This window comes from Paraburkholderia sp. RL17-381-BIF-C, assembly GCF_046026435.1.
Classification (GTDB): domain Bacteria; phylum Pseudomonadota; class Gammaproteobacteria; order Burkholderiales; family Burkholderiaceae; genus Paraburkholderia.
In genome coordinates this window covers 171193-195575 of sequence record NZ_JARESX010000001.1, presented here as the reverse complement: position 1 = coordinate 195575, position 24383 = coordinate 171193, and the positions used below count along the sequence as shown (strand labels likewise).

Genomic DNA, 24383 nt, shown 5'->3' with positions numbered 1-24383 from the left:
CAATCCCTTCTTCTCAGGCAAACGGCCTGGGCGGAAAGCGGGATGGCTCGTATCGCAGGCAGGAATCTTCATGATGGCAACGCGCGCACAGCACCGTCCCGAACGGGCGGAGCCGGTTAGGTCCGGCGAACAGGGAAGGGACTTCGAGTTCACGTCGGCGGATTTCGCCCGTATTCGCGAACTGATTCACAGCAGCGCGGGCATCTCGCTGTCGGATCACAAGCGCGATATGGCGTATAGCCGGCTGGCGCGCCGTCTGCGCACCCGCGGCCTCGACACGTTCAAGCAGTATCTCGATCTGCTGGAAGCGGAGAATGATCCGGCCGAGTGGGAAGCGTTCACCAATGCGTTGACCACCAATCTGACGGCCTTCTTTCGCGAAGCGCACCACTTTCCGATCCTCGCCGAGTTCGTGCCGCGCCGCGCGCAGCCGGTTTCGGTATGGTGCTCGGCGGCTTCGACCGGCGAGGAGCCGTACTCGATCGCGATGACGCTAATCGAAGCGCTCGGCGAGAGCGGCGCGCGCCAGGCCTCCGTGCTCGCCACCGATATCGACACGCAGGTGCTGGCCAAGGCCGAAGCCGGCATGTACCAGTTCGACCAGGTGAAGCACCTGTCGCCCGAGCGGCTCAAACGCTTCTTCCTGAAGGGCACCGGCGCGCATGCCGGCATGGTCAAGGTGCGTCCGGAAGTGCGCGCGCTGGTGCGCTTCCAGCAACTGAACCTGACCGACCGCGATTACCAGTTGCGCTCGCAATTCGACGCGATCTTCTGCCGCAACGTGATGATCTATTTCGACAAGCCGACTCAAGCGCAAGTGCTCGCACGCTTCGAGCCGCTAGTGAAGCCGGGCGGGCTGTTGTTCGCCGGTCATTCGGAAAACTTCACGTACGTCACGCAAGCGTTCAAGCTGCGCGGCCAGACCGTCTACGAACTGACGCGCGACGCCGCCGGCGAGCGGACGGCGGCACGCACGAGCGCAACCGCGGCGCGCCACACGACGAGCGGGGTGACGGTATGAGCAGCGCCCTGCCGATCGCGACCAATCTGTATTACGACAACCACTTCCAGCGCCCCGGCGTGAAGCTGTTGCCCAACGAGTTTTACACCACCCACGAAGACATGGTGCTGGTCACCGTGCTGGGCTCGTGCGTGGCGGCCTGCATTCAGGATCGCACGGCGGGTATCGGTGGCATGAATCACTTCATGCTGCCCGACGACGGCGCGGACGTCGGCCAGCCCGCATCGGATTCGATGCGCTACGGTGCGTACGCGATGGAAGTGCTGATCAACGAACTCATCAAGGCCGGCGGCCGGCGCGAGCGCTTCGAAGCCAAGGTGTTCGGCGGCGGCGCGGTGCTCGCGGGCATGACCACGATGAACATCGGCGATCGCAATTCGGAGTTCGTGCGCCGCTATCTGGCGCTCGAAAAGATCCGCATCGTCGCCGAGGACTTGCAGGGCTCGCACCCGCGCAAGGTGGCGTTCATGCCGCGCACCGGCCAGGTGATGGTGAAGAAGTTGCGCCTGCAGCAGGAAGCGGGCGTGGCCGAGCGCGAACAGGCGCTGATGCGGCAAAGCGCGCAAGCGCGCGCCGAGCGGCTCGCCGCGGCGCGCAAGCGGGTGGAATTGTTCTCGACGCCGGCCGCGTCGAAACCCAAGGTCGAGCTGTTTTCGACGCCCGCAGCAGGCCGCCCGAAGGTCGAGCTGTTCGGGACCACGCCGCGCCCGATTAACTCAAACAACGCCAGAACTACAGAGGAGGCGTGAGCGCTGTGCAAAAGATCAAAGTACTGTGCGTCGACGATTCGGCGCTGATCCGCAGCCTGATGACGGAAATCATCAACGGCCAGCCGGACATGACGGTGGTGGCGACCGCACCCGACCCGCTGGTCGCGCGCGAGCTCATCAAGCAGCACAACCCGGACGTGCTGACGCTCGACGTCGAAATGCCGCGCATGGACGGCCTCGATTTCCTCGAGAAGCTGATGCGCCTGCGGCCGATGCCGGTCGTGATGGTGTCGTCGCTGACCGAGCGCGGCAACGAAATCACGCTGCGCGCGCTGGAACTCGGCGCGGTCGACTTTGTAACCAAGCCGAAGGTCGGCATTCGCGACGGCATGCTCGACTACTCGGAAAAGCTCGCCGACAAGATTCGCGCGGCGGCCCGCGCGCGCGTGCGACAGGCCGCGCCGGTGCAGCACGCGGCCACGCATGCCGCGCATGCGCCGGTCGGCGCCGCGCCGCTCTTCAACAATCCGCTGCTCAGTACCGAGAAGCTGATCATCGTCGGCGCATCGACGGGCGGCACCGAAGCGATCCGCGAAGTGCTGGTGCCGCTGCCGCCGGATGCGCCCGCCGTGCTGATCGCGCAGCATATGCCGCCGGGCTTCACAAAATCTTTTGCGCAACGCCTCAATGGTTTGTGCCGGATTACCGTTAAAGAGGCAGAGCACGGCGAACGCGTACTGCCGGGACATGCGTATATCGCGCCCGGCCACGCTCACCTGTTGCTTGCTCGCAGTGGCGCGAACTATATTGCTCACCTTTCGGACGAACCGCCGGTGAACCGGCATCGTCCGTCAGTGGATGTGCTGTTCCGTTCGGCCGCGCAGCACGCGGGCAAGAACGCGGTCGGGGTGATTCTGACCGGGATGGGGCGCGACGGCGCCGCCGGACTGCTGGACATGAAAAAAGCAGGGGCGTATACCCTTGCGCAGGACGAAGCGAGCTGTATCGTGTTCGGCATGCCGCGTGAAGCGATTGCGCTCGGCGCGGCCGACGAGATCGCGTCGTTGCCGGAAATGAGCCGGCGTGTGATGGCGCGTCTGTCGTCGATGGGCGATCGCGTTCAGCGGGTATGATGCGCGCCAGCAGGATTTGAGACGCGGTTTGAGGCAGTCAGGCGCCGCACCATGGAAAAAGCAAAGGGAATGAAATGGATAAGGGAATGAAGATTCTGGTGGTTGACGACTTTCCGACGATGCGCCGGATCGTCCGCAACCTGCTCAAAGAGCTTGGCTACTCGAACGTCGACGAAGCCGAAGATGGCCAGGCCGGTCTCGCGCGTCTGCGCGGAGGCACGTACGACTTCGTGATCTCCGACTGGAACATGCCTAACCTGGACGGTCTGGCCATGCTCAAGGAAATCCGCGCCGACGCCAACCTGACGCACCTGCCGGTGCTGATGGTGACGGCCGAGTCGAAGAAGGAAAACATCATCGCGGCGGCTCAGGCCGGCGCGAGTGGTTATGTCGTCAAGCCGTTCACGGCCGCGACGCTCGACGAGAAGCTCAACAAGATTCTCGAGAAGATGGCCAAAGCCGGGAGCTGATGTGAATCTGCCGACCAACGCGCAAGGCGCCGAAGCGGTCAATGAGAGCGGCGACTTCGCGTCCGACCGTATCCTCGCCCGTATCGGACAACTGACGCGCACGCTGCGCGACTCGATGCGTGAGCTTGGGCTCGACAAGCATGTCGAACGTGCGGCGGAAGCCGTGCCCGATGCTCGCGACCGTCTGAAGTACATCGCGGATATGACGGAGCAGGCCGCCGAGCGCGTGCTGTCCGCGATCGACATCGCCAAGCCGCTCCAGGAACAGTTGAAGGACGACGCGGGCAAACTCGATGCGCGTTGGGAGCAGTGGTACGCGGCGCCGATCGAGCGCGAGGAAGTGCGCGCGCTGATGGACGACACGCGAACCTTCCTGCGCGGCGTGCCCGAGGCGGCGAGCGCGACCAACGCGCAGTTGATGGAGATCATGCTGGCGCAGGACTTCCAGGATCTGACCGGCCAGGTCATCAAGAAGATCACGGATGTCGTGTACCTGATCGAGCAGCAACTGCTCGGCGTGCTGGTCGAGAACATCGCGCTCGAACGGCGCGAGCAGTTCGCGGCGAACGCGGCGGCGCTGGCGGCCGAAGTCTCGCCGACCGGCAGCCCCGAACATCTGCTGAACGGCCCGCAGATCAATCCGGAAGGCAAAACGGATGTGGTGCAGGACCAGTCGCAAGTCGACGATCTGCTGGCCAGCCTCGGCTTCTGACCTGCCGAAGCCGCCTCACCACTGCTGCACTTCGCGGACCGCCGCACCGGGTCGCGCGACAGGACGATGACGCATAGCAAGCCACGCCTTCGCGCGTGCTTGCTGCCCGCGGACACAAACCACAGGCATACTACGACCTCAAGCAGCGCCACGGCGTGCCGGAGGAGGCTGCCTCCGGCCGGTGGCACGGTGGGGAACCTCCTCGCGGTGCCACCGCAGCCGTGTCGTATGATTTGCATAAATGCAGCCGGTTCGCGCGGATGCGAGCCGAGCAGCAGATCGGGAGGAGCTTCGTCATGTGGAGTCGTGTACGCCGCGCCGGGATCGTTACGGCGCTTGCCTTGCCTTGTTCGCTTATCGCCGTGCAGTCCGCTCATGCGGGACTGGGCGGCACCCCCATGACGCCTCCTTCGGACGCGTCCGTCTCGTCCCGCACCATTCAGCCCGGTAGCGGCGCCGCCAATGCGGCGCAAAGCGTGATGCGCTCCGCGTCCAGCGCGGCATCCTCCGCTTCGGCTTCCACTTCCTCCACGTCCTATACCGTGCGTGAAACCACGCTCGGCAGCGGCACTGTGATTCGCGAGTATCTTGCCGCGGACGGCTCCGTCTTCGGCATTGCATGGCACGGCCCGCAAATGCCGGATCTGAACGACCTGTTAGGCACCTATTTCCCGCAGTACGTGGCCGGCGTGAAGGCCGCACGCGCGTCGCGCGGCGGTGGCCGTGGCCCTGTCGCGGTCGACCAGAGCAGCCTCGTGGTGCGCTCCGGCGGACATATGGGCGCGTTCAGCGGTCAGGCGTGGTTGCCCCCGGCGTTGCCCGCCGGCGTCAGCGGTTCCGACATCCAGTAATAGCGAGGACGAGACATGCGAACCAAGCATATTGCTGTGAAGTTCAAGGGTTGGATGCAGGCTGTCGCGGCCCTGGCGCTGGTATCGGCGCTCGTCGCGTGCGGCGGCGGTGGCGGCAGTTCCGGCGATTCGTCGACCACGCTGAACGGCGGCTCGCTGCCGGCCAGCCCGATCCAGCAACCGATCGCCGCGACTGCGGCGAACACCGTGCCGATCACAGTTGGCCCGGGCGTAAGTGGGGTCGTCAATATTCCGACGGTCAGCGTGACCATCTGCGCGCCTGGCTCAAGCTCGAATTGCCAGACGATCAACAATATCCAGGTCGATACCGGCTCGTTCGGATTGCGCGTGGTCAGCTCGGCCCTGAACGCTTCCGTGCTCAATGCGTTGCCCGTCGGCACCGTCAGCGGCAGCGGCGCGCAGCTCGCCGAATGCGCGACTTTCGCGGACGGCTTCACGTGGGGCACCGTGCGCACCGCGACCATCGCGATCGGCAGTGAGAGAACCACGGCGGCGATCCCGCTGCAGATCATCGGGGACAAGGACTCCAGCACCGTGCCTACTGCTGGCTGTGGCAGCGGCTCGCCGCAAAACACGGTCGGCGATCTCGGCGCCAACGGCATTCTCGGCATCGGCAACTCGACCACGGATTGCGGCGCGACCTGCGCGAATGCGTCGACGGCGGCGAATTACAGCAACTACTTCGCGTGTCCGGGCGGCGCCTCCTGTACCCGCACGCCGGTGCCGCTCGCCCAACAGGTGGCTAATCCGGTCGCCTATTTCCCGACCGACAACAACGGTGTGATCGTGCAGATGCCGCCGGTGCCGGACACCGGCGCGCCCTCGGCTACCGGCACATTAGTGTTCGGCATCGGTACGCAGTCGAACAATGCGCTCACCGGCGCCCAGGTCTTCACCACCGACACCTACGGCAATCTGAACAACAGTGTGTTCAATGGCGCGACGGTGCAGGCGTTCCTCGATTCGGGCTCGAACGGCTACTTCTTTGCCGATAGCTCCCTCACGCTGTGCGGCAGCAACTATGCGGGCTTCTATTGCCCGTCGTCCGCGCAAACCCGCTCGGTGACGCTGGTCGGACTGAACAATAGCCGGGCCAGCGCCAGCATCGGCATTCTGAGCGCGGCCACGCTGTTCGGCAAAGGCAACAACTATGCGTTCAACGACCTCGCCGGACAGATCGGCGGCAACAGCAGCTTCGATCTCGGTCTGCCGTTCTTCTATGGCCGCCACGTCTACTATGGCCTCGATCGGACCGCAAGCGGCGGCCAGACGCCTTACGTGGCCTTCTGATCAAGGCGCGGCACTGAACGGTTGAGGGTCCGTCCGACGTCCGCGCGAGTTTGCGTGGGCGTCGGGGCCGAACGCGAGCGGGCGCTGCGGGCGGCCCCATGCTGACTGCTCGCCCAGAGCCACCCGAAGCCGTCCCGTTGCGCCGCCCCGGCGCTGCCAGCAAGGCGGACCGACTGGCGCGCCTGGGCTTTCATCCCTCGAAATACCCCCCTTTCTCCGCCCTTATCCGCCGATCGGTGCTTGCGTCGAGCGGGAATAATCGCTCTCACTGGAAAGAGGCGCCGTGCCTCAGCCGACTGGAGAGCTTTTGTGGCAGAGGATAGCGACCTCGAGAAAACCGAATCAGCCACTCCCCGGCGCCTGCAGAAGGCGCGCGAGGAAGGGCAGATCGTGCGCTCGCGGGAACTGTCCACGTTTGCGCTGCTCGCGGCGGGGTTCTTCGGCGTGTGGGGGATGTCGGGCAGCATTGGCGACCATTTGCAGAGCATGCTGCGCGCGGCCTTCACGTTCGATCATGCCGGCGCTTTCGAAACCCGCCGCATGATGATCGGCGCGGGCGTGGCGAGTCGCGAAGGGCTCTACGCGCTGCTGCCGATTCTCGGCTTCACCGGCGCGGCCGCGTTGCTTGCGCCGATGGCGCTCGGCGGCTGGCAGTTGTCGGCCAAAGGCCTCGAGCCGAAGTTCGACCGCCTCAATCCGATCGCCGGCCTCGGCAAGATGTTTTCGATCAACGGGCCGATCCAGCTCGGCTTGTCTCTCGTCAAAACGCTGGTAGTCGGGGTGATCGGCGGGACCGCGATCTGGAATCGCCGTGAAGAGATTCTCGCGCTCGCGACCCAGCCATTGCAGCTCGCACTGGCCAACGGCACGCATCTGATCGCCGTGTGCTGTGGCATGACGGTAGCGGGCATGTTCGTCGTCGCCGCGCTCGATGTGCCGTATCAACTGTGGCAGTTCCACAAAAAGCTGCGCATGACGAAGGAAGAAGTGAAGCGCGAACACCGCGAAAGCGAAGGCGATCCGCACGTCAAAGGCCGGATTCGCCAGCAGCAGCGCGCGATTGCTCGCCGCCGCATGATGACCAACGTGCCGAAGGCCGACGTGGTGGTGACCAACCCGACGCACTTTGCCGTGGCGCTGCAATACACCGATGGCGAGATGCGTGCGCCGAAGGTGGTCGCCAAGGGCGTGAACCTGGTGGCCGCGCGGATTCGTGAGATCGCCGCCGAAAACAACGTGCCGTTGCTGGAAGCGCCGCCGCTCGCGCGGGCGCTCTATCACAACGTGGAACTGAACCGCGAGATTCCGGGCCCGCTGTATGGCGCGGTCGCCGAAGTGCTCGCGTGGGTTTATCAGTTACGCCGCTTCAAAACCGAGGGCGGCGCCGTGCCGATGGCGCCGACCGAACTCGACGTGCCCGCGGAACTCGACAAGGGCGGCGTATCGGACGACGAAGCCGATCAGGAAGCCGCCGACACGCTCAACCCCGCCAACCCAGATAACGACGACGCTTCAGGAGCCTCCGCATGAACGCTCGCGCCGGTTTCCTCGCTCGACGGCCCGATGCCTTGAGCGGCACCAATTTGCGCGCCCTCGCCGGGCCGGTGCTGATCTGCATGATCCTCGGCATGATGATTCTGCCGTTGCCGCCGTTCCTGCTGGATCTGCTGTTCACCTTCAACATCGCGCTTTCCGTGATGGTGCTGCTCGTCAGCATGTACACGATGAAGCCGCTCGACTTCGCCGCGTTCCCGAGCGTGCTGCTGTTCTCGACCTTGCTGCGCCTGTCGCTGAACGTGGCGTCCACGCGGGTCGTGCTGCTCGAAGGCCATACCGGCCCCGATGCGGCGGGTCAGGTGATCGAATCGTTCGGCCACTTCCTCGTGGGCGGCAACTTCGCGGTCGGTATCGTCGTCTTCATCATCCTGATGGTGATCAACTTCATGGTGATCACCAAGGGCGCGGGGCGGATCGCGGAAGTGTCCGCGCGCTTCACGCTCGACGCGATGCCCGGCAAGCAGATGGCGATCGACGCCGATCTGAACGCCGGCCTCATCAACGAAGAACAGGCCCGCAAGCGCCGCTCCGAGGTCTCGCAGGAAGCCGAGTTCTACGGCTCGATGGACGGCGCGAGCAAGTTCGTGCGCGGCGATGCGATCGCCGGTTTGCTGATCATGGTGATCAACATCGTCGGCGGCCTGATCGTCGGGATGGTTCAGCACGGCATGGACTTCGCGTCCGCGGGCAAGAACTACACGCTGCTGACCATTGGTGACGGCCTTGTCGCGCAGATCCCTTCGCTGGTGATTTCGACGGCGGCTGGTGTGATCGTCTCGCGGGTGGCGACCAACGAAGACATCGGCACGCAGCTCACTGGCCAGTTGTTCACGAATCCCCGCGTGCTGGTGATCACCGGCTGCATTCTCGTGCTGATGGGCCTGATTCCGGGCATGCCGCACTTCGCGTTTCTGATTCTCGGCGGCGGTCTGATCCAGCTTGGCCGCACCATGAAAAAGCGCGCGGAGGAACGCAAGAACACCACGGCGCTCGTGGATGTCGCACCGGCCGCGATGGCGCCGGTCGAAAACACCGAAGCGAGCTGGGACGACGTGACGATGATCGACACGCTCGGCCTCGAAGTCGGCTACCGGCTGATTCCGCTCGTCGACAAGAACTCGGACGGCGAACTGCTCAAGCGGATCAAGAGCATCCGCAAGAAGTTCGCGCAGGAAATCGGCTTTCTGCCGCCGGTCATTCATATTCGCGACAACCTGGAATTGCGGCCGAACGGCTATCGCATCGCGCTGAAGGGCGTCGAAGTGGGCGTTGGCGAAGCGTATCCGGGCCAGTGGCTGGCGATCAATCCGGGGCAAGTGTCCGCCGCGCTGCCGGGCACACCGACGCAAGACCCCGCGTTCGGCCTGCCGGCCATCTGGATCGACACGAACCTGCGCGAACAGGCCCAGGTGTACGGCTACACGGTGGTCGATTCGAGCACGGTGGTGGCGACGCACCTGAATCACCTCGTAGTCACGCATGCGTCCGAACTGCTCGGCCGTCGGGAAGTGCAGGCACTGCTCGAGCGTATGCAGAAGGACACGCCGTCGCTGGTCGACGATCTGGTGCCGAAGTCGCTGCCGCTCACCACGCTGCAAAAGGTGCTGCAAAACCTGCTGGAAGAGGGTGTGCCGATCCGCGACATGCGCACGATCCTCGAAGCGCTCTCCGAGCACACGCCGAAGATTACCGACGCGCACGATCTCACCGCCGCCGTGCGTCTCGCGCTCGGTCGCGCGATCACGCAGCAGTGGTTCCCGGGCACCGGCGACATGCAAGTGATGGGCCTCGATTCGAATCTCGAACGGGTGTTGTCGCAGGCGCTCTCGACCGGTTCCAATCCCGGTCTCGAACCGGGGCTCGCACACACGCTGCTGAACGAAACCCAGAAGGCAATGACGCGTCAGCAGAACCTCGGGCTCGCGCCGGTGCTGCTGGTGCAGCACGCATTGCGGCCGATGCTCGCGCGTTTCCTGCGCCGCAGCCTGCCGCAGCTGAAGGTGCTGTCGTATGCGGAAGTGCCTGACACGCGCAATATCAAGGTGGTGAATCTGATCGGCGCGCACGGGTAAGACGGATCGTTCACCGAAGGCCGCTTCTGGCCGATGTTCTTTGCCGGCGCTCGATGAGCGCCGGTTTTCATTTCGGCGCCCGATTCTCTATCCGGCAAGCGGACGGCCGCGCCCATGCTCTGCCCGCGAACGCACCGCCGGGCGCGCGGCAAAGGCACGCTTGCGAGCGTCGTGCGCGTGAGTTGCTGCACGTTTCCATCGCCCGAATTGCCCACGTTTAACGGTCTTTATCCATCGATCGTGACTCGACGGGTTTCGCAATAATGATCTCAATGGGAAGCGGTATGTTGCCGGTCCGTTAGTCCGTTTACCTCATCGGGGGTCCAGCTTGAACATTCGTAAATTTGTCGGTGCTACCAGTCGTGATGCGCTGCGTCTCGTGCGCGAAGCGTTGGGCGCGGATGCCGTCGTGCTGTCCAATCGCACGATGGACGACGGCAGCGTCGAGATCGTCGCGCTGGCCGACAGCGACCTCGCCGCCATCACGCCGAAAGTCCCGCGCGTGAGCGCCGGCGCACCGCAGGCTGGGCCGATGAATGCCATGGCTGGACAACCCGCGCTGGCCGCACCGCGCGCCATGCCGGCCGCATCGACGATGCAGACGAATCCGTATGCGAGCGGCATGCCTGACGTGTTCTCGTCGGTGTTCGGCGCGAGCCCGGAAGCCGGTGCGGAGAATCAGGGCAACAGCGCTTCCACCGCCCATTCCAGCTTCGCCGACGATGACGCGAACGACGCTCCGCCCACCGCCATGAAGCCGGCTGTGAGCGCGCCGAAGGCCGCGCTGCCGGGCACGCCCAAAGCGTCGCCTGCCGCCCCGGTCAAGGCAGCCGCGAGCTCGCCGTCGCAACCGGTCAGCCCCGAGCGGCCGAGCGCTCGTGCCGCGGCTTCGCGTCTCACCGAAGACATCCGCGCCGATCTGCTCAAAGCTGCCGGCGTGCCGGCCGCACCCGTGGCGCCGACTGCCGACGCACAGACGCCGCGCACGATGGCCGAATCGAATCCCTGGCTGATCGACCACGCTCGCCGCATTGCCGCCGAACAACAGCAGCAGGGCGAATACAGCGCGCGTCCCGCCGCGATGACGCCGGCCGCGGCGATGGCCAAGGGCCTCGGTGCCGCCGTCGAACCGGGCAACGCCGCCGCGCCGCAAGCCGTCGATACGCCCGACTGGGCCCGCGAAGGCGCGCAAGCCGCCGCGCGCCGCGCCGCGCAGAAAAACGCACCGCCGCCGTCCTCGCACGACGACGCCCGCACGCCCGCTTCGGTTGCCGAAGCGATCAAGGCGCGCATGGAGCAGGTCGTCAATGACACCGTGATGAGCGAACTGTCGTCGATGCGCGGAATGATGGAAGAACACTTTGCCGGCCTGCTGTGGGGCGAGCGCCAGCGCCGCAACCCGGCGCGCGCCGCGCTCACCAAGCATCTGTTCGCCGCGGGTTTTTCCGCGCAGCTCGTGCAGATGATGGTCGACAACCTGCCGGACGACATCGAGAGCATGGAAGGCGGCATGGATTGGGTGCGCTCGGTACTCGAATCGAACCTGCCGGTGATGGAAGACGAGGACGCGCTGATGGAGCGCGGCGGCGTATTCGCGCTGATGGGCCCGACGGGCGTCGGCAAGACCACGACGACCGCCAAGCTCGCCGCACGCTGCGTGATGCGCTTCGGCGCCAGCAAGGTCGCATTGCTCACCACCGACAGCTACCGGATCGGCGGCCACGAACAACTGCGCATCTTCGGCAAGATTCTCGGCGTGTCGGTGCACGCGGTGAAAGACGGCGCCGACCTGCAACTCGCGCTCTCCGAATTGCGCAACAAGCACATCGTGCTGATCGACACGATCGGCATGAGCCAGCGCGACCGCCTCGTCTCCGATCAGATCGCCATGCTGTGCCACGCCGGTCAGCCGGTGCAGCGCCTGTTGCTGCTCAACGCAACGAGTCACGGCGACACGCTCAACGAAGTCGTGCAGGCCTATCAGCGCGCGCCCGACCAACAGCCGCTCGCCGGCTGCATTCTGACCAAACTCGACGAAGCCACCAACCTGGGCGGCGTGCTCGATACGGTGATCCGCTACAAGCTGCCGGTGCACTACGTGTCGACCGGTCAGAAGGTGCCGGAGAACCTGTACGTCGCGACTCGCAAATTCCTGATCAAGAGCACCTTCTGCATACCGCGCGACAACTCGCCGTTCGTGCCGCACGACGACGACATTCCGGGATTGCTGTCCGCGTTGTCCGCGCGCTCGACGGCCGAATTGCACGAGGTCCGCTTTGGATAAGCTCATCTCCGATCAGGCTGAAGGACTGCGGCGGATGCTGGCTCGCAGCGGCTCGCGTGTGATTGCGGTGACGGCTGGTTCGGCCGGCGCCGGCTCTACGACGACGGTGGTGAACCTTGCCGCCGCGCTGGCGCAGCAGGGCAAGGACGTGCTGGTGATCGACGAATGCCTCGGCGAGAAGTCGGTGAGCGCGATGCTCGGCGGCGTACGTGGCGCAGGCAATTTCGCCGCCGTGATGCGCGGCGAGATGACGCTCGACGACGCTGCCGCGCGCAACGCGCTCGGCTTCTCGGTACTGGCCGCCTCGCGGCTGAACCGTGAGGGTCACACCGCCGCCGAATTAGGTGTGGTGCTGCGCGGCTCCGCCGACGTCGTGCTGATCGATGCGCAACTCGATCCGCAAGGCCACCTGTCGGCGCTCGCGAAACAGGCGCACGACGTGATGATCGTCACGCGCATGGCCGCGCAGGCCATCACCGACGCCTACGCATGCATGAAGCGCCTGCATTACGGACATGCGATCGCGCAGTTCCGGGTGCTGGTGAACTACGTGCAGAGCGTGAACGACGCGCATACCGCTTTTGCAAACCTGGCCGGCGTGGCTGGGCGCTACCTGACGGTCGCGCTGGAAGACGCCGGTTGTATTGCCGCCGATGCGCGGATGGCGCGAGCCCTGGAGTTGTCGCGTTGTGTCGTCGATGCGTTTCCGTCGACACCGGCTGCGCGCGACTACCGGCATCTCGCCGCCGAATTGCAGTACTGGCCGATGCGGTCAGCGATGTCGTCGCAAACGCCATGGATGGCGCCTGCGACAGTTACAGCGGCGCAACACGCCGACCAACCGTCTGCGCAGCACGCCTGAGAGGCGGCACATGGACAAGGGGAGCACGATGTATAACGCTCAGGGAAAGATTTCCCAAGCCGAAGTTCTGACCAAGTACGCACCGCTCGTGCGTCGCCTCGGCTTGCAGCTCGTCGCGAAGATGCCGGCGAGCGTCGATCTCGACGACCTGATCCAGGCCGGCATGATTGGACTTCTGGACGCGGCGAGCCGCTACAAGGAAGACCAGGGCGCGCAGTTCGAGACGTATGCCAGCCAGCGGATTCGCGGCGCGATGCTCGACGAATTGCGCAGCAACGACTGGTTGCCGCGCAGCTTGCGGCGCACCTCGCGCGAAGTGGAAACGGCGGTGCACAAGGTGGAGCAGAACCTAGGCCGCTCAGCGAGCGAAACGGAGATTGCCGAACACCTGCAAATGCCGCTCGATGAGTATCAGTCGATGCTGCAGGATCTGCATGGCAGCCAGCTGATCTATTACGAAGACTTCGACCGCTCGGCGGACGACGAGCCGTTCCTCGACCGCTACTGCGTCGATCATTCGGACCCGCTGTCGGCGCTGCTCGACGACAGCCTGCGCTCGGCGCTGGTGGAGGCGATCGATCGCCTGCCGGAGCGCGAGAAGCTGCTCATGTCGCTGTACTACGAACGCGGCATGAACCTGCGTGAAATTGGCGCGGTGATGGAAGTGAGCGAATCGCGAGTGTGCCAGTTGCACAGCCAGGCCGTGGCCCGTTTGCGCACGCGCTTGCGCGAGATGGCTTGGGCGAACGCCGAGGCAACCTGAAGCGCGGGTTCAGTGTTTCAACGCGCGAGCAATTCGCCAGGTGAGCGGCGGGACTGAACCCCGGCCGCTTCACACCTAAGCCATTTCATGTTCCGCGGCGAGCGCCAGAAAGGCCGAGCGCGACATGCCACGTGTCTGGGCGTAAGTGTCGATCTCCTGAACGAGCACCTCAGGCAGTGAGATATTGATACGCACCGCCTTCTTCAAGGCGGGAATATTCCGGGTGGCGACGAATCCCCACGCGAAACCCGTGTACTCGGGATTGCGCTGATGCTCAGGGAGCGTGAGTCGCGCGGGAATCGGCAAGCCCTCGTCGAGCAGTACGTCCAGATGTGCCTCGATAGCTTCTTTCGCATTCGCGTAGGCTTCTTCCAGCGTATCGCCCGCGGCGTAGCAGCCGGGAATGTCGGGCACGACAACGCCGAACGCGTGATCCTCGTCGCCCGATTCAATCGCGATCGGGAAAATCAGGTTTTTCATTTCAGGCCCGCCTGTTTCAGGATGCTGTTCAATGTGCCGGGCGGAAGATCTTGCTTTGGGTGCGGGATCGTCACGAGACCGGATCTTGCCGCGTGACGGAAATGATGGTGGCTGCCCGATATGCGGATCAGCCGCCAACCAGCCGCTTGAATCAATTTGACGACCTCGGCACTTTTCATACTGCGCTCCTCGAATCATACACACGATTACACAACCTCGCTAGGGGGTAGCTTTCCGCCGATACGCGTCCGGGCAGCCTTAAAAAAGCTTGGGACGGCGGGGAGAATCAGTAAGGGGAAGTAGTGATTTCAACGCGGCCAGGAGATTCGCGCCACCTGGCCGGATGGCTAACGCGTGGCGGAAGAAGAAGTCGGGCACGCGCAGAGGAGAGGCCTGAAAAGCAAAAAGGGCTCGCCAAAGACGAGCCCTCGAACTGCTGATTTCAAACCACCTGTTTCGACCAAACCCGCGGGTCAGGCCATGCGGGTCAAGCGACAACCTTTACACGGCAGGACGCGCCGGAATGCGGCCATCCGGGCCATAAAAACCGACTTTCTGCGGCACGGCCACTTGCAGCGCCGTCAGCGCCCGCTGGTTGTAGTCCATCCGCACGCGGATCAGTTCACCGTTGCTGGTGTTGCTGCGGCGCGCGCGTTCGGCGGCCTTTTGCAGCAGCGACCATTGTTCGGCGACGCGCGCGTCGGCGCTGGCCGCGAGTTCCATGCCGGGCCAGCCGGCGGGAAAGCCCATCTCGGCGAGCAATCCGTCACGCGTGGTTTCGAGCCTCGCGAGCACGCCGATCAGTTCGGTTTTCTGCTCGACGATCGGCGGCAGCAGTTCTAGCGGCGACAAGGCGGTGAGCGCCTTGGTCTCGAGCGTCAGAATCGAGGCGAACGCCTCGACGGCCGAATATTCTTCGACGAGGGTGGCAAGCAGGGCGTCTTTCATCTCAACAACTCGCTGAACACGGCGGCTCGCGCATGCTTCGCGAGCCGGGTTTGTCGAATGCCGCCCGGCACTTCACCGTACTTCGATGCGTCGATCAGTTGCCGGTCGACGAGGTTTTGCTTTGCAACAGTTCGCGCGCGGTGTTCAGCACGCCGTCGGCGATCTTGCCGGAATCGATCTTCAGCGAGCCGTCCTTGATGGCCTGCTTGATCGACTCGACGTGCGCCGTGTCGATGTCGGCCGAGCCGGACGCCGCGAGGCTGCGCAGATGCTGCGACAGACCCGACAGGCTGACGCTGGCGTCGCCCGAACCGCTGGTGGTGGCCGGCGAGCTCGTGCCCGCACTCTGCGCGTTGCTGTTCGCGGTCGTCGCATCGCTTTGTTGCGAGCGGGACAGGGCGTCTTTCAACGTCGGCAGATTCGAATTGGTTGTGGAATCGACTTTCACGATTGGCTTCCTGAACGATTTGATCCTTATAACGGCTACCGCTGATCAAAACTTTAGCGCAGTCGATCCGGGCGTTACCTTTCCTTACATCTCGAAACAACCCTCTCGTGGGTCCGATTTCTGTCCCGTCCGTCGTGCCGCCCGCGCGAGCCGCAACGGGCATTGCGCGATGAACCGGCACGGCGTGCGCGTCCCGGTGTTTCACAGCTGAATCTCCACGGTCGAGCCGTCTTTCACGATGCCGGAAATGATCTGGCCGTTGGCCGTCTTGACCCGCACCTGCTGGCCCGGCGACGCATTGTTCATCGCGCTGCCTTCCGCCGAAATCGCGAAACCTTCGCCCGCCGCGACAACCCGCACCGTCTGTCCGATCGACACCGCCGACGCGCTTTTCAGCATGTCACGGCGCAGCGGCATGCCGCCGGCGACCCGCGTGAGCGTGACCGAGCCGACCGCCTGCGAAGGGTCCGTGACGATGGCTTGCGGCAAGCCGGTCAGGTCGCCGTCGCGCGCGACGAGATCGGCGGCAGTGAGCACTTCGCCTGGCGCCATGGCACGGGCGGCCAGATAGTAGGTGGCGTGCAGCGAGATGCGCGCCTGCAGATAAATGGTCCACGGACGCTCGCCCGCGCAGCGCACGCCAACGGTCATGCGGCCCCACAGACGTGCGCCGCTCGGCATGAACGGCTCGAGCGTCGAACATTGCGCGAGACCGCGCGGAAACGCCGGCGCCACGGTGATGTCGACCTTGCCGGGCAAGCCGGCGGATTGCTGTTGCAGGAAACCGAGTGCGGCGCTGCGGATCGCTTCCGGATCCTGCTGGCCGGGCAGCGGCAGAGCCTGTGCAAGCGTCGCGGGACGCAGATTCTGTTGGGCGACGGCAGGTGCGATAGTCCGCGTCGCCGACGCATGAGCAATCGCAGCCGGGACAGCGGTCGGAACCGCTGCCGGAGCGGCGACCGCTTTGGTCACGATCGGCTTGCCGTTCGCGCCCAACTGCGGCGGCTCACCGCGTGAAGCCAGGCTGTCGAAGCCCGCTGACGCCGACGCCGACGCGCCGGCGGCCGCGGCGAGCGGAGCGTTGGCGGCCACCGGCTGGACGCCCGCGGTTTGCCGTGCGCTGTTTAGCTGCGGTGCGGGCGTCACCACGACGGGCACCACCTGACGCGACCCCGGCACCACGTTGACTCTTGCGACAGCGTCCGCCCTATTGGCGCTGCCCGGCGCGGGAATCGTCACGACACCGTTGGCGTCGGGCTTGAAGTTGGTGCGGATCATTTGCGGCGCGGCCGGTGGTTCGCCCGCGCCTGGAATGACGATCGAGCCGCTCGCATTGGCGGCACGCGTGAATGAATCGGCGTCGCGAGCCGTTGGACCCGGCGTGAGGGACTGCGCGGTGGCGGCGGCCAGCGTGGCGGCGGAGCCGGCGCGCTTCGCAGGCGTGGCCTGCATATGCTCAGCCAGATCGGCGAGCGCGGCCGGATTCTTTTCTCCGGGGCCGGGAATCACGATCGGGCCGCCCGCTTCCTGAGCCTGGCCGCTGGCCGGCAGCAGCACGATGCCGCCGGCGACCCACACCGTCAGACTCACCGCGAGGCGGGTCAGGAGACGCGAGACGGCCCGCGCGGCACGCCGTGCGGCGTGAGCGCCCGCACCGACGCGATGCGCCGCCGCGCGGTTTGCGCGGTGCGTCGGATCGAAGGTGGGCTGGTCCATCGTGTTTCTCCATCGAATGCATCGGTACGCCTTGCATTCTAGTGAGCGCCCCCTTTGCGCAAACGTTGAATAGAAGCCCCCTTTCCCGGTTATTCGTCCGATTGCCGCTTGCGTTCGGCCCATAAGATGCACCTCATGCAAAAAGGTCTTCCCGCCTGGCGCAGTCCTCTCGCGAGGCACGCATGGGAAGCCTCGGGAACGTTCTCCGGAGATTCTTATGCTGGACAAACTCGATGCCGAATTCGCCTTTGGCCGTGAAGCGCTCGATGTGCGCGCCTACCGGCAGGAGCTGCTGTCGTCGAATATCGCCAACGCCGATACCCCCGGGTACAAGGCGCGCGACGTCGACTTCGCCTCGTCGCTCGCCGGCGCGCTGAAGAAGGCCGGCGGCAGCGCTGGCACCGCCGCGTCGAACAACTCGACGCTGGCCATGACGCAGCCCGCGGGCGTGACGAGCGGTATGTCGATGGCGTCGACCGCGCCGGGCCATATGGCCGGCAAGTCGACGCTGACGCCGACCGGCGGCACGTCCGACGACTACGGCAATCTGCAATACCGCGTGCCGACACAACCCGCGCTCGACGGCAACACGGTCGACATCGACACGGAGCGGGTGCAGTTCGCGGATAACACGCTGCACTTCGAATCGGGCATGACGGTGTTGTCCAGCCAGATCAAAACGATGCTGTCGGCGATCCAGTCGGGCTCGTAAGAAGCCACGGCGACAGACTCAGCGGTACGCAAGAACAATCGCTACGGGAATTAACTTGAAACCGGCTCAACCCGGTGGGAGAGAGGTCAGGAAACCATGCCATCCCTGATGAACATTTTTGGTGTTGCAGGCTCCGCGATGTCCGCGCAGTCGCAGCGGCTCAACGTGACGGCGTCGAATCTCGCCAACGCGGACAGCACGACCGGCCCGGACGGCCAGCCCTATAAGGCCAAGCAGGTCGTGTTCGCGGTCAGCCCGCTCGGCGGCGCGCGCACGGCTTCCGGCCAGCAGGTCGGCGGCGTGCAGGTCACCGGCGTGGTCGACGACCCGACGCCGATGAAGACCGCCTACGACCCCGGCAATCCGGCCGCGAATTCGGACGGCTACGTCACGTTGCCGAACGTCGATCCGGTGCAGGAAATGGTCAACATGATTTCGGCCTCGCGCTCGTACCAGGCCAACGTCGAGACCCTGAACACCGCCAAGACACTGATGCTGAAAACGCTCACGATCGGAACCTGAGGAGAGCTCCTTGACCACCAACACCACCATCGGCAGCAGCGGCACGAACGTGTCGCAAACGCTGCTCGATACGATGAACGGCACGAACAGTGCATCGAGTTCCACGAGCTCGACGGGCAGCACCTCGGGCACGTCGGCGACGGATCTGCAGAACACCTTCCTGCAATTGCTCGTCGCGCAGTTGAAGAACCAGGACCCGACCAATCCGATGGACAGCTCGCAGATGACTTCGCAGCTGGCGCAGATCAACACGGTCTCGGGCATCAGCCAGTTGAACACGACGCTCAGCTCGCTCGCCACGCAGATGTCGGCAGGCCAGCAGTCGCAAGCGGCGCTGCTGATCGGCTCGACCGTGCTCGCTCCGGGCAGCTCCGTGTCGGTCGCGAGCGGCAAGGCCGGCGCGTTCGGCGTGCAGCTCGCCAACTCGGTGGGCGATCTGCAGGTCGTCGTGAAGAACTCGGCGGGCACGATCGTCAACACGATCGACCTCGGCAAGCAGTCGGCCGGCACGATTCCGGTGGGCTGGACGCCGACCGATACGGCCGGCAATACGCTGCCGGACGGCACTTACACGATCAGCGCGGTCGGCACGATCAACGGTCAGCAGGCCACGGCCACCACGCTCACGGGTGCGACGGTGCAAAGCGTCGTCATGCAGAACGGTGCGCCGGGCCTCGTGCTCTCGAACGGCTCGACGGTCGGCCTGACCAGCGTCGCCGCCATCCTCTGATTCAGATTCAGTCAGTCACGACTTTCCAGATACGGAGACCGTCATGGGTTACCAACAAGGTTTGAGTGGTTTGTCGGCATCGTCGAGCGATCTCGATGTGATCGGCAACAACATTGCCAACGCGAATACGGTTGGCTTCAAGAGCGGCGCCGCGCAATTCGCCGATATGTACGCCAATTCCGTGGCGACGGCGGTGGGCAACCAGGTCGGCATCGGCACGAAGCTCGCCGAAGTGCAGCAGCAGTTCTCGCAAGGGACGATCACGAGCACCAACCAGGCGCTCGACGTCGCGATCAACGGCAACGGCTTCTTCCAGCTGTCGAACAACGGCTCGCTGGTGTACTCGCGCAACGGCGTGTTCCAGCTCGACAAGAACGGCTACATCACCAACGCACAGGGCCTGCAACTGATGGGCTACGCGGCGAATAGCTCGGGCATCATCAACACCGCGCAGACCGTGCCGCTCACCGTGCCGACCGCGAACATCGCACCGCAGGCGACCACCAAGATCGTCGCCGGCCTGAACCTGAACGCGCAGGATCCGCTGATGCTCGGCACGCCGACCGTCACGCCGACGCTCGCCGGCGGCAGCACGCTCACCACGCCCGGCGCGACCATCACGAACACTGCATCGGGTACGAACAACGACAACTACACCGTCAACTTCACGAGCCCGACGACCTACACGGTGACCGACACGACGCTCGGCACGACGTCCGCCGCCGCGACCTACACGGCGGGCTCCGCGATCTCGCTGGGCAACGGCCAGACCATCACGTTCAACGGCACGCCCGCGACCGGCGACAGCGTCGCGATTGCGCCGACCCCCGTGGCGTTCAACCAGAACAGCTCGTCGACGTACAACTACTCGACCAGCACGACGGTCTATGACTCGCTCGGCGGCTCGCAAACGGTCAACATGTACTTCGCCAAGACCTCGGCCGGTACGTGGAACGTGTACGCGGGCACCTCGACCGGCACGGCGAGCCTGATCGGCCACGCGAACTTCAACTCGTCGGGCACGCTGCTGGGCACGACGACCGCGGCCGGCGTCGCGACCACCACGCCGTTCGCCTACAACTTCTCGATCCCGACCACCGACGGTTCGTCGACGCCGCAGAACCTGACGCTGAACATCGCCGGCACGACGCAGTACGGCGGCAAGGACGGCGTGAACTCGCTGCAGCCCGACGGCTACGCAGCGGGCACGCTGACGAGCTTCACGATCGGCGCCGACGGCACGCTGACCGGCAACTATTCGAACCAGCAAACCGCGGCCCTCGGCCAGATCGTGCTGGCGAACTTCTCGAACCAGAACGGTCTCGTGAACCTCGGCAATAACGAGTTCCAGCAGACCTCGCAATCGGGCGTCGCGCAGATTTCGGCGCCGGGCTCGACCAACCACGGCGTGCTGCAAGGCGGCGCGGTGGAAAACTCGAACGTCGATCTGACGAGCGAACTGGTGAACCTGATCACCGCGCAACGCAACTATCAAGCGAACGCGCAGACGATCAAGACCCAGCAGACCGTCGACCAGACCCTGATCAACCTGTAAGCGACCGGGACCCACCCATCATGGATCGGCTGATCTACACCGCGATGTCGGGCAGCACGCAAGCGCTCGAACAGCAGGCTATCGTCGCGAACAACCTGGCCAATGCATCGACCACCGGTTTTCGCGCGCAACTGGCGACTTTCCGTGCCGTGCCGATGTCGTTCGGCGACGGCAGTTCGATCAACGACAACACCACCCGCACCTTCGTGCTGTCGTCGACGCCGGGCGCGGACTACACGCCGGGGCCGATCCAGCAGACGGGCAACCCGCTCGACGTGGCGATTCAAGGGCCGGGCTGGCTGGCGGTGCAAACCACCGACGGCGGCGAGGCTTACACGCGCGCCGGCAATCTGCATATCGACGAAAACGGCCAGCTGGTGAACGCCACCAATCAGGTGGTGCTCGGCAACGGTGGCCCCGTGTCGGTGCCGCCGGGCGCGCAAATCACTATCGGCAAGGACGGCACGGTGTCCGCGCTGACGCCGGGTGATCCGCCCACCGCAGTGGTGACGGTCGATCAGCTGAAGCTGGTGAATCCGGATCCGCAAACCATGACGCGCGGCGACGATGGTCTCTTTCGCACCGGCGACGGCAACGCCGCCGACGCCGACCCGACCGTCACGCTGGCGCCGGCTTCGCTCGAAGGCAGCAACGTGAATCCGGTCAGCGCGATGGTCTCGATGATCACCAATGCGCGTCAGTTCCAGATGCAGACCAAGCTGCTGGAAAGCGCCGACAAGAACGACCAGTCCGCCAACCAGCTGCTCAGCTTTAGCTAATGGGCGCTTAGGCGCCTTGGAGAAGAACCATGAATCGCTCACTCTACATCGCCGCCACCGGCATGAATGCGCAACAGGCGCAGATGGACGTGATCTCGAACAACCTCGCGAACGTCAGCACCAACGGCTTCAAGGGCTCGCGCGCGGTGTTCGAGGATCTGCTGTATCAGACCATCCGCCAGCCGGGCGCGAATTCGACGCAGAACACCGAACTGCCGTCCGGTATCCAGCTCGGCACGGGCGTGCAGCAGGTCGCCACCGAGCGTCTGTACACGCAGGGCAACCTGCAGCAGACCGGCAACTCGAAAGACGTCGCCATTAACGGACAAGGCTTTTTCCAGGTGCAGATGCCCGACGGCACGACCGCCTATACCCGCGACGGCTCGTTCCAGACCAACGCGCAAGGCCAGCTCGTGACTTCGAGCGGCTACCAGGTCATTCCGGCGATCACGATCCCGAACAACGCGACGTCGCTCACCATTGGCAGCGACGGTGTGGTGTCGATCACAGTTGCCGGCTCGACCAACAGCCAGCAGCTCGGCTCGATGCAGATCGCGACTTTCATCAACCCGGCCGGCCTCGATGCGAAGGGTGAAAACCTGTTCGCGGAAACCGCTTCGTCGGGCGCGCCGAATGTCGCGCAGCCGGGCCTGAACGGCGCCGGCACGCTGAATCAGGGCTACGTGGAAGCATCGAACGTGAACGTGGTGCAGGAACTGGTGAACATGATCCAGACGCAACGCGCTTACGAAATCAACAGCAAGGCCGTGACGACCTCCGACCAGATGCTGCAGACCCTGAGCCAGATGCAGGTTTAAGGCTCGAGGGACTGGAATTAACAGGCGGTAATCATGATGTCGCACTTCACTCGCAATCCGGTTCATTCGCGCACCGCTCAGGCGCTCGCGCAGCTCACGCTGCTCGCCGCCCTGGGTGGCTGCGGCCTCGTGCCGAAGCAGCCGATCACGCAGCAACCGATGACAGCGCTGCCGCCGATGCCGCCTTCGGCGCAGTCGCCGGGCTCGATCTACAACCCGGGTTATGCGGGCCGGCCGCTGTTCGAAGATCAGCGGCCGCGCAATGTCGGCGACATCCTGACGATCGTGATCCAGGAAAACGTCAACGCAACGAAGTCGTCGGGTGCGGGCGTCAACCGCAGCGGCAACACCAACTTCGACGTACCGACTGCCGGCTTCCTCAGCGGCCTGTTCGGCAAGGTCAACTTAAGTGCGAACGGCGCCAACAAGTTCGCCGCGACAGGCGGTGCGAATGCATCGAACACGTTCAGCGGCGTGATCACCGTCACCGTGACGGGCGTGCTGCCGAACGGCAACCTGATGGTGAGCGGCGAGAAGCAGATGCTGATCAACCAGGGTAACGAGTTCGTGCGCTTTTCCGGTGTGGTGAACCCGAACACGATCTCCAACCTGAACGCCGTGTACTCGACCCAGGTCGCCGACGCGAAGATCGAATATTCCGCGAAGGGCTACATCGACGAATCCCAGAACATGGGCTTCCTGCAGCGCTTCTTCCTCAACGTGTCGCCGTGGTGATCATGCGTACCGTCTTTTCCCGCACCCGCCTCGCGCGATTCGCCGGCTTCGGCCGCGTGCTCGCCTTCGTCGCGCTCGCCTGCGCGGCGCTGCCGGCGGTGACGCCTGCCCACGCCGAACGTCTGAAGGACCTCGTGCAGATCCAGGGCGTGCGCGACAATCCGCTGATCGGCTATGGCCTCGTCGTCGGCCTCGACGGGACGGGCGACCAGACCACCCAGACGCCGTTCACCACGCAGACACTCGCCAACATGCTGGCGAACCTCGGCATCTCGATCAACAACCAGGCGGCCGGCTCCAGCAATTCGCAGTCGTCGCTGTCGAACATCCAGTTGAAGAACGTCGCCGCGGTGATGGTGACGGCGATGCTGCCGCCGTTCGCGCGTCCGGGCGAAGCGATCGACGTCACCGTGTCTTCGCTCGGCAATGCGAAGAGCCTGCGCGGCGGCACGTTGCTGCTCACGCCGCTGAAGGGCGCCGACGGCCAGGTGTATGCGCTCGGCCAGGGCAATCTCGCGGTCGGCGGCGCGGGCGCCAGCGCGAACGGCAGCAAGGTGCAGGTGAATACGCTCGCTGCGGGCCGCATTGCCGGCGGCGCGATCGTCGAACGCGCGGTGCCGACTTCAGTGTCGCAAGCGGGCACCATGCAGCTCGACCTGAACGAAATGGACTACGACACCACGCAGCGCGTGGTGGCAGCGGTGAACAACGCGTTCGGCGGCGGCACGGCGACTGCGCTCGACGGCCGCACGATTCAACTGCACGCGCCGAGCGATCCGGAGCAGCAGGTCGCCTTCATGGCGCAATTGCAGAACCTCGACGTCAAGCCGGCGCAAGCGGCCGCGAAGGTGATCCTGAACGCGCGCACCGGCTCGATCGTGATGAACCAGATGGTCACGCTGCAGAACTGCGCGGTGGCGCACGGCAATCTCTCGGTCGTGATCAATACGCAGCCGGTGGTGAGCCAGCCGGGCGCGTTCTCGAACGGCCAGACGGTGGTCGCCAAGCAGTCGCAGATCCAGATGAAGCAGGACAACGGCGCACTGAAGCTCGTGACCGCCGGCGCGAATCTCGCCGAAGTGGTGAAGGCGCTCAACGCATTGGGTGCGACGCCCGCGGATCTGATGTCGATCCTGCAGGCGATGAAAGCGGCGGGCGCTCTGCGCGCCGACCTGGAAATCATCTAAGGAAGAC

The 24383-nt window shown here is 64.8% G+C and carries 25 protein-coding genes; 20 read left to right on the top strand and 5 right to left on the bottom strand.

The features are described 5' to 3' along the window. Positions 1-70 precede the first annotated feature (70 nt). The 12 genes from P0D70_RS00920 (at position 71) to P0D70_RS00865 (ending at position 13746) form a co-directional block, all read left to right on the top strand. Positions 71-1021: a CheR family methyltransferase gene (locus tag P0D70_RS00920; protein WP_091797998.1), complete on the top strand. Its 951-nt coding sequence runs from the start codon at positions 71-73 to the stop codon at positions 1019-1021. Continuing rightward, positions 1018-1770, top strand: a complete 753-nt coding sequence (gene cheD, locus P0D70_RS00915; RefSeq protein WP_091798001.1) for a chemoreceptor glutamine deamidase CheD — start codon at positions 1018-1020, stop codon at positions 1768-1770. Before P0D70_RS00920 ends, cheD begins: the two co-directional genes overlap by 4 nt. Positions 1771-1775: 5 nt before the next feature. Continuing rightward, complete coding sequence (locus P0D70_RS00910) at positions 1776-2864, top strand: protein-glutamate methylesterase/protein-glutamine glutaminase (RefSeq protein ID WP_408181615.1); 1089 nt, start codon at positions 1776-1778, stop codon at positions 2862-2864. Between the two features lie 74 nt (positions 2865-2938). Beyond that, positions 2939-3334: a chemotaxis response regulator CheY gene (gene cheY / locus P0D70_RS00905; RefSeq protein WP_007179968.1), complete on the top strand. Its 396-nt coding sequence runs from the start codon at positions 2939-2941 to the stop codon at positions 3332-3334. A gap of 1 nt (position 3335) precedes the next feature. Further along, positions 3336-4046, top strand: a complete 711-nt coding sequence (gene cheZ / locus P0D70_RS00900) for a protein phosphatase CheZ (RefSeq protein ID WP_408181612.1) — start codon at positions 3336-3338, stop codon at positions 4044-4046. Between the two features lie 296 nt (positions 4047-4342). Further along, positions 4343-4897 carry a DUF2844 domain-containing protein gene (locus tag P0D70_RS00895; protein ID WP_408181610.1) on the top strand — a complete coding sequence of 185 codons (555 nt, stop codon included), beginning with the start codon at positions 4343-4345 and terminating at the stop codon, positions 4895-4897. A gap of 15 nt (positions 4898-4912) precedes the next feature. Continuing rightward, positions 4913-6208: a DUF3443 domain-containing protein gene (locus tag P0D70_RS00890; RefSeq protein ID WP_408181607.1), complete on the top strand. Its 1296-nt coding sequence runs from the start codon at positions 4913-4915 to the stop codon at positions 6206-6208. A gap of 309 nt (positions 6209-6517) precedes the next feature. Then, positions 6518-7738: a flagellar biosynthesis protein FlhB gene (gene flhB, locus P0D70_RS00885; RefSeq protein WP_091798016.1), complete on the top strand. Its 1221-nt coding sequence runs from the start codon at positions 6518-6520 to the stop codon at positions 7736-7738. Continuing rightward, positions 7735-9837: a flagellar biosynthesis protein FlhA gene (gene flhA, locus P0D70_RS00880; RefSeq protein ID WP_091798019.1), complete on the top strand. Its 2103-nt coding sequence runs from the start codon at positions 7735-7737 to the stop codon at positions 9835-9837. The genes flhB and flhA overlap by 4 nt, the downstream gene beginning before the upstream one ends. Before the next feature lie 328 nt (positions 9838-10165). Next, complete coding sequence (gene flhF, locus P0D70_RS00875; protein ID WP_408181604.1) at positions 10166-12121, top strand: flagellar biosynthesis GTPase FlhF; 1956 nt, start codon at positions 10166-10168, stop codon at positions 12119-12121. Beyond that, complete coding sequence (locus P0D70_RS00870) at positions 12114-12983, top strand: nucleotide-binding protein (protein ID WP_091798026.1); 870 nt, start codon at positions 12114-12116, stop codon at positions 12981-12983. Before flhF ends, P0D70_RS00870 begins: the two co-directional genes overlap by 8 nt. A gap of 28 nt (positions 12984-13011) precedes the next feature. Further along, the gene (locus P0D70_RS00865; RefSeq protein ID WP_091798030.1) at positions 13012-13746 is read left to right on the top strand and encodes an RNA polymerase sigma factor FliA; all 735 of its coding nucleotides are present in this window, start codon (positions 13012-13014) and stop codon (positions 13744-13746) included. Between the two features lie 75 nt (positions 13747-13821). On the opposite strand, the gene P0D70_RS00860 is transcribed toward P0D70_RS00865, so the two are convergent. The 5 genes from P0D70_RS00860 to flgA all read right to left on the bottom strand — a co-directional run bounded on the left by P0D70_RS00860 (position 13822) and on the right by flgA (position 17338). Further along, the gene (locus P0D70_RS00860; protein ID WP_091798033.1) at positions 13822-14226 is read right to left on the bottom strand and encodes a type II toxin-antitoxin system HicB family antitoxin; all 405 of its coding nucleotides are present in this window, start codon (positions 14224-14226) and stop codon (positions 13822-13824) included. Next, positions 14223-14405, bottom strand: a complete 183-nt coding sequence (locus P0D70_RS00855; protein WP_408181601.1) for a type II toxin-antitoxin system HicA family toxin — start codon at positions 14403-14405, stop codon at positions 14223-14225. Before P0D70_RS00855 ends, P0D70_RS00860 begins: the two co-directional genes overlap by 4 nt. 322 nt (positions 14406-14727) lie before the next feature. Then, positions 14728-15174, bottom strand: a complete 447-nt coding sequence (locus tag P0D70_RS00850; RefSeq protein ID WP_408181599.1) for a flagella synthesis protein FlgN — start codon at positions 15172-15174, stop codon at positions 14728-14730. A gap of 94 nt (positions 15175-15268) precedes the next feature. After that, positions 15269-15622: a flagellar biosynthesis anti-sigma factor FlgM gene (gene flgM / locus P0D70_RS00845; protein ID WP_091798042.1), complete on the bottom strand. Its 354-nt coding sequence runs from the start codon at positions 15620-15622 to the stop codon at positions 15269-15271. Between the two features lie 201 nt (positions 15623-15823). After that, positions 15824-17338, bottom strand: a complete 1515-nt coding sequence (gene flgA / locus P0D70_RS00840; RefSeq protein ID WP_408181597.1) for a flagellar basal body P-ring formation chaperone FlgA — start codon at positions 17336-17338, stop codon at positions 15824-15826. 217 nt (positions 17339-17555) lie between these two features. Between flgA and flgB the strand changes: the two genes are divergently transcribed. The 8 genes from flgB to P0D70_RS00800 all read left to right on the top strand — a co-directional run bounded on the left by flgB (position 17556) and on the right by P0D70_RS00800 (position 24376). After that, positions 17556-18050 (top strand): flagellar basal body rod protein FlgB, encoded by a 495-nt coding sequence (gene flgB, locus P0D70_RS00835; RefSeq protein ID WP_091798048.1) that lies wholly within the window; start codon positions 17556-17558, stop codon positions 18048-18050. Between the two features lie 96 nt (positions 18051-18146). Continuing rightward, positions 18147-18572: a flagellar basal body rod protein FlgC gene (flgC, locus tag P0D70_RS00830; protein WP_012434707.1), complete on the top strand. Its 426-nt coding sequence runs from the start codon at positions 18147-18149 to the stop codon at positions 18570-18572. Between the two features lie 10 nt (positions 18573-18582). Next, positions 18583-19302, top strand: a complete 720-nt coding sequence (locus tag P0D70_RS00825; RefSeq protein ID WP_091798051.1) for a flagellar hook assembly protein FlgD — start codon at positions 18583-18585, stop codon at positions 19300-19302. A gap of 43 nt (positions 19303-19345) precedes the next feature. Then, positions 19346-20857, top strand: coding sequence for a flagellar hook protein FlgE (locus P0D70_RS00820; protein WP_091798054.1), 1512 nt, complete (start codon positions 19346-19348; stop codon positions 20855-20857). A 20-nt stretch (positions 20858-20877) separates the two neighbouring features. Then, positions 20878-21636, top strand: coding sequence for a flagellar basal-body rod protein FlgF (flgF, locus tag P0D70_RS00815; RefSeq protein WP_091798057.1), 759 nt, complete (start codon positions 20878-20880; stop codon positions 21634-21636). A gap of 29 nt (positions 21637-21665) precedes the next feature. After that, positions 21666-22454 carry a flagellar basal-body rod protein FlgG gene (flgG, locus tag P0D70_RS00810; RefSeq protein WP_011490205.1) on the top strand — a complete coding sequence of 263 codons (789 nt, stop codon included), beginning with the start codon at positions 21666-21668 and terminating at the stop codon, positions 22452-22454. A gap of 36 nt (positions 22455-22490) precedes the next feature. Further along, positions 22491-23189 carry a flagellar basal body L-ring protein FlgH gene (gene flgH / locus P0D70_RS00805; RefSeq protein ID WP_408181827.1) on the top strand — a complete coding sequence of 233 codons (699 nt, stop codon included), beginning with the start codon at positions 22491-22493 and terminating at the stop codon, positions 23187-23189. 2 nt (positions 23190-23191) lie between these two features. Next, a complete protein-coding gene (locus tag P0D70_RS00800) occupies positions 23192-24376 on the top strand; it encodes a flagellar basal body P-ring protein FlgI (RefSeq protein ID WP_408181592.1) in 1185 nt (394 codons plus the stop codon). Positions 24377-24383: the final 7 nt, after the last annotated feature.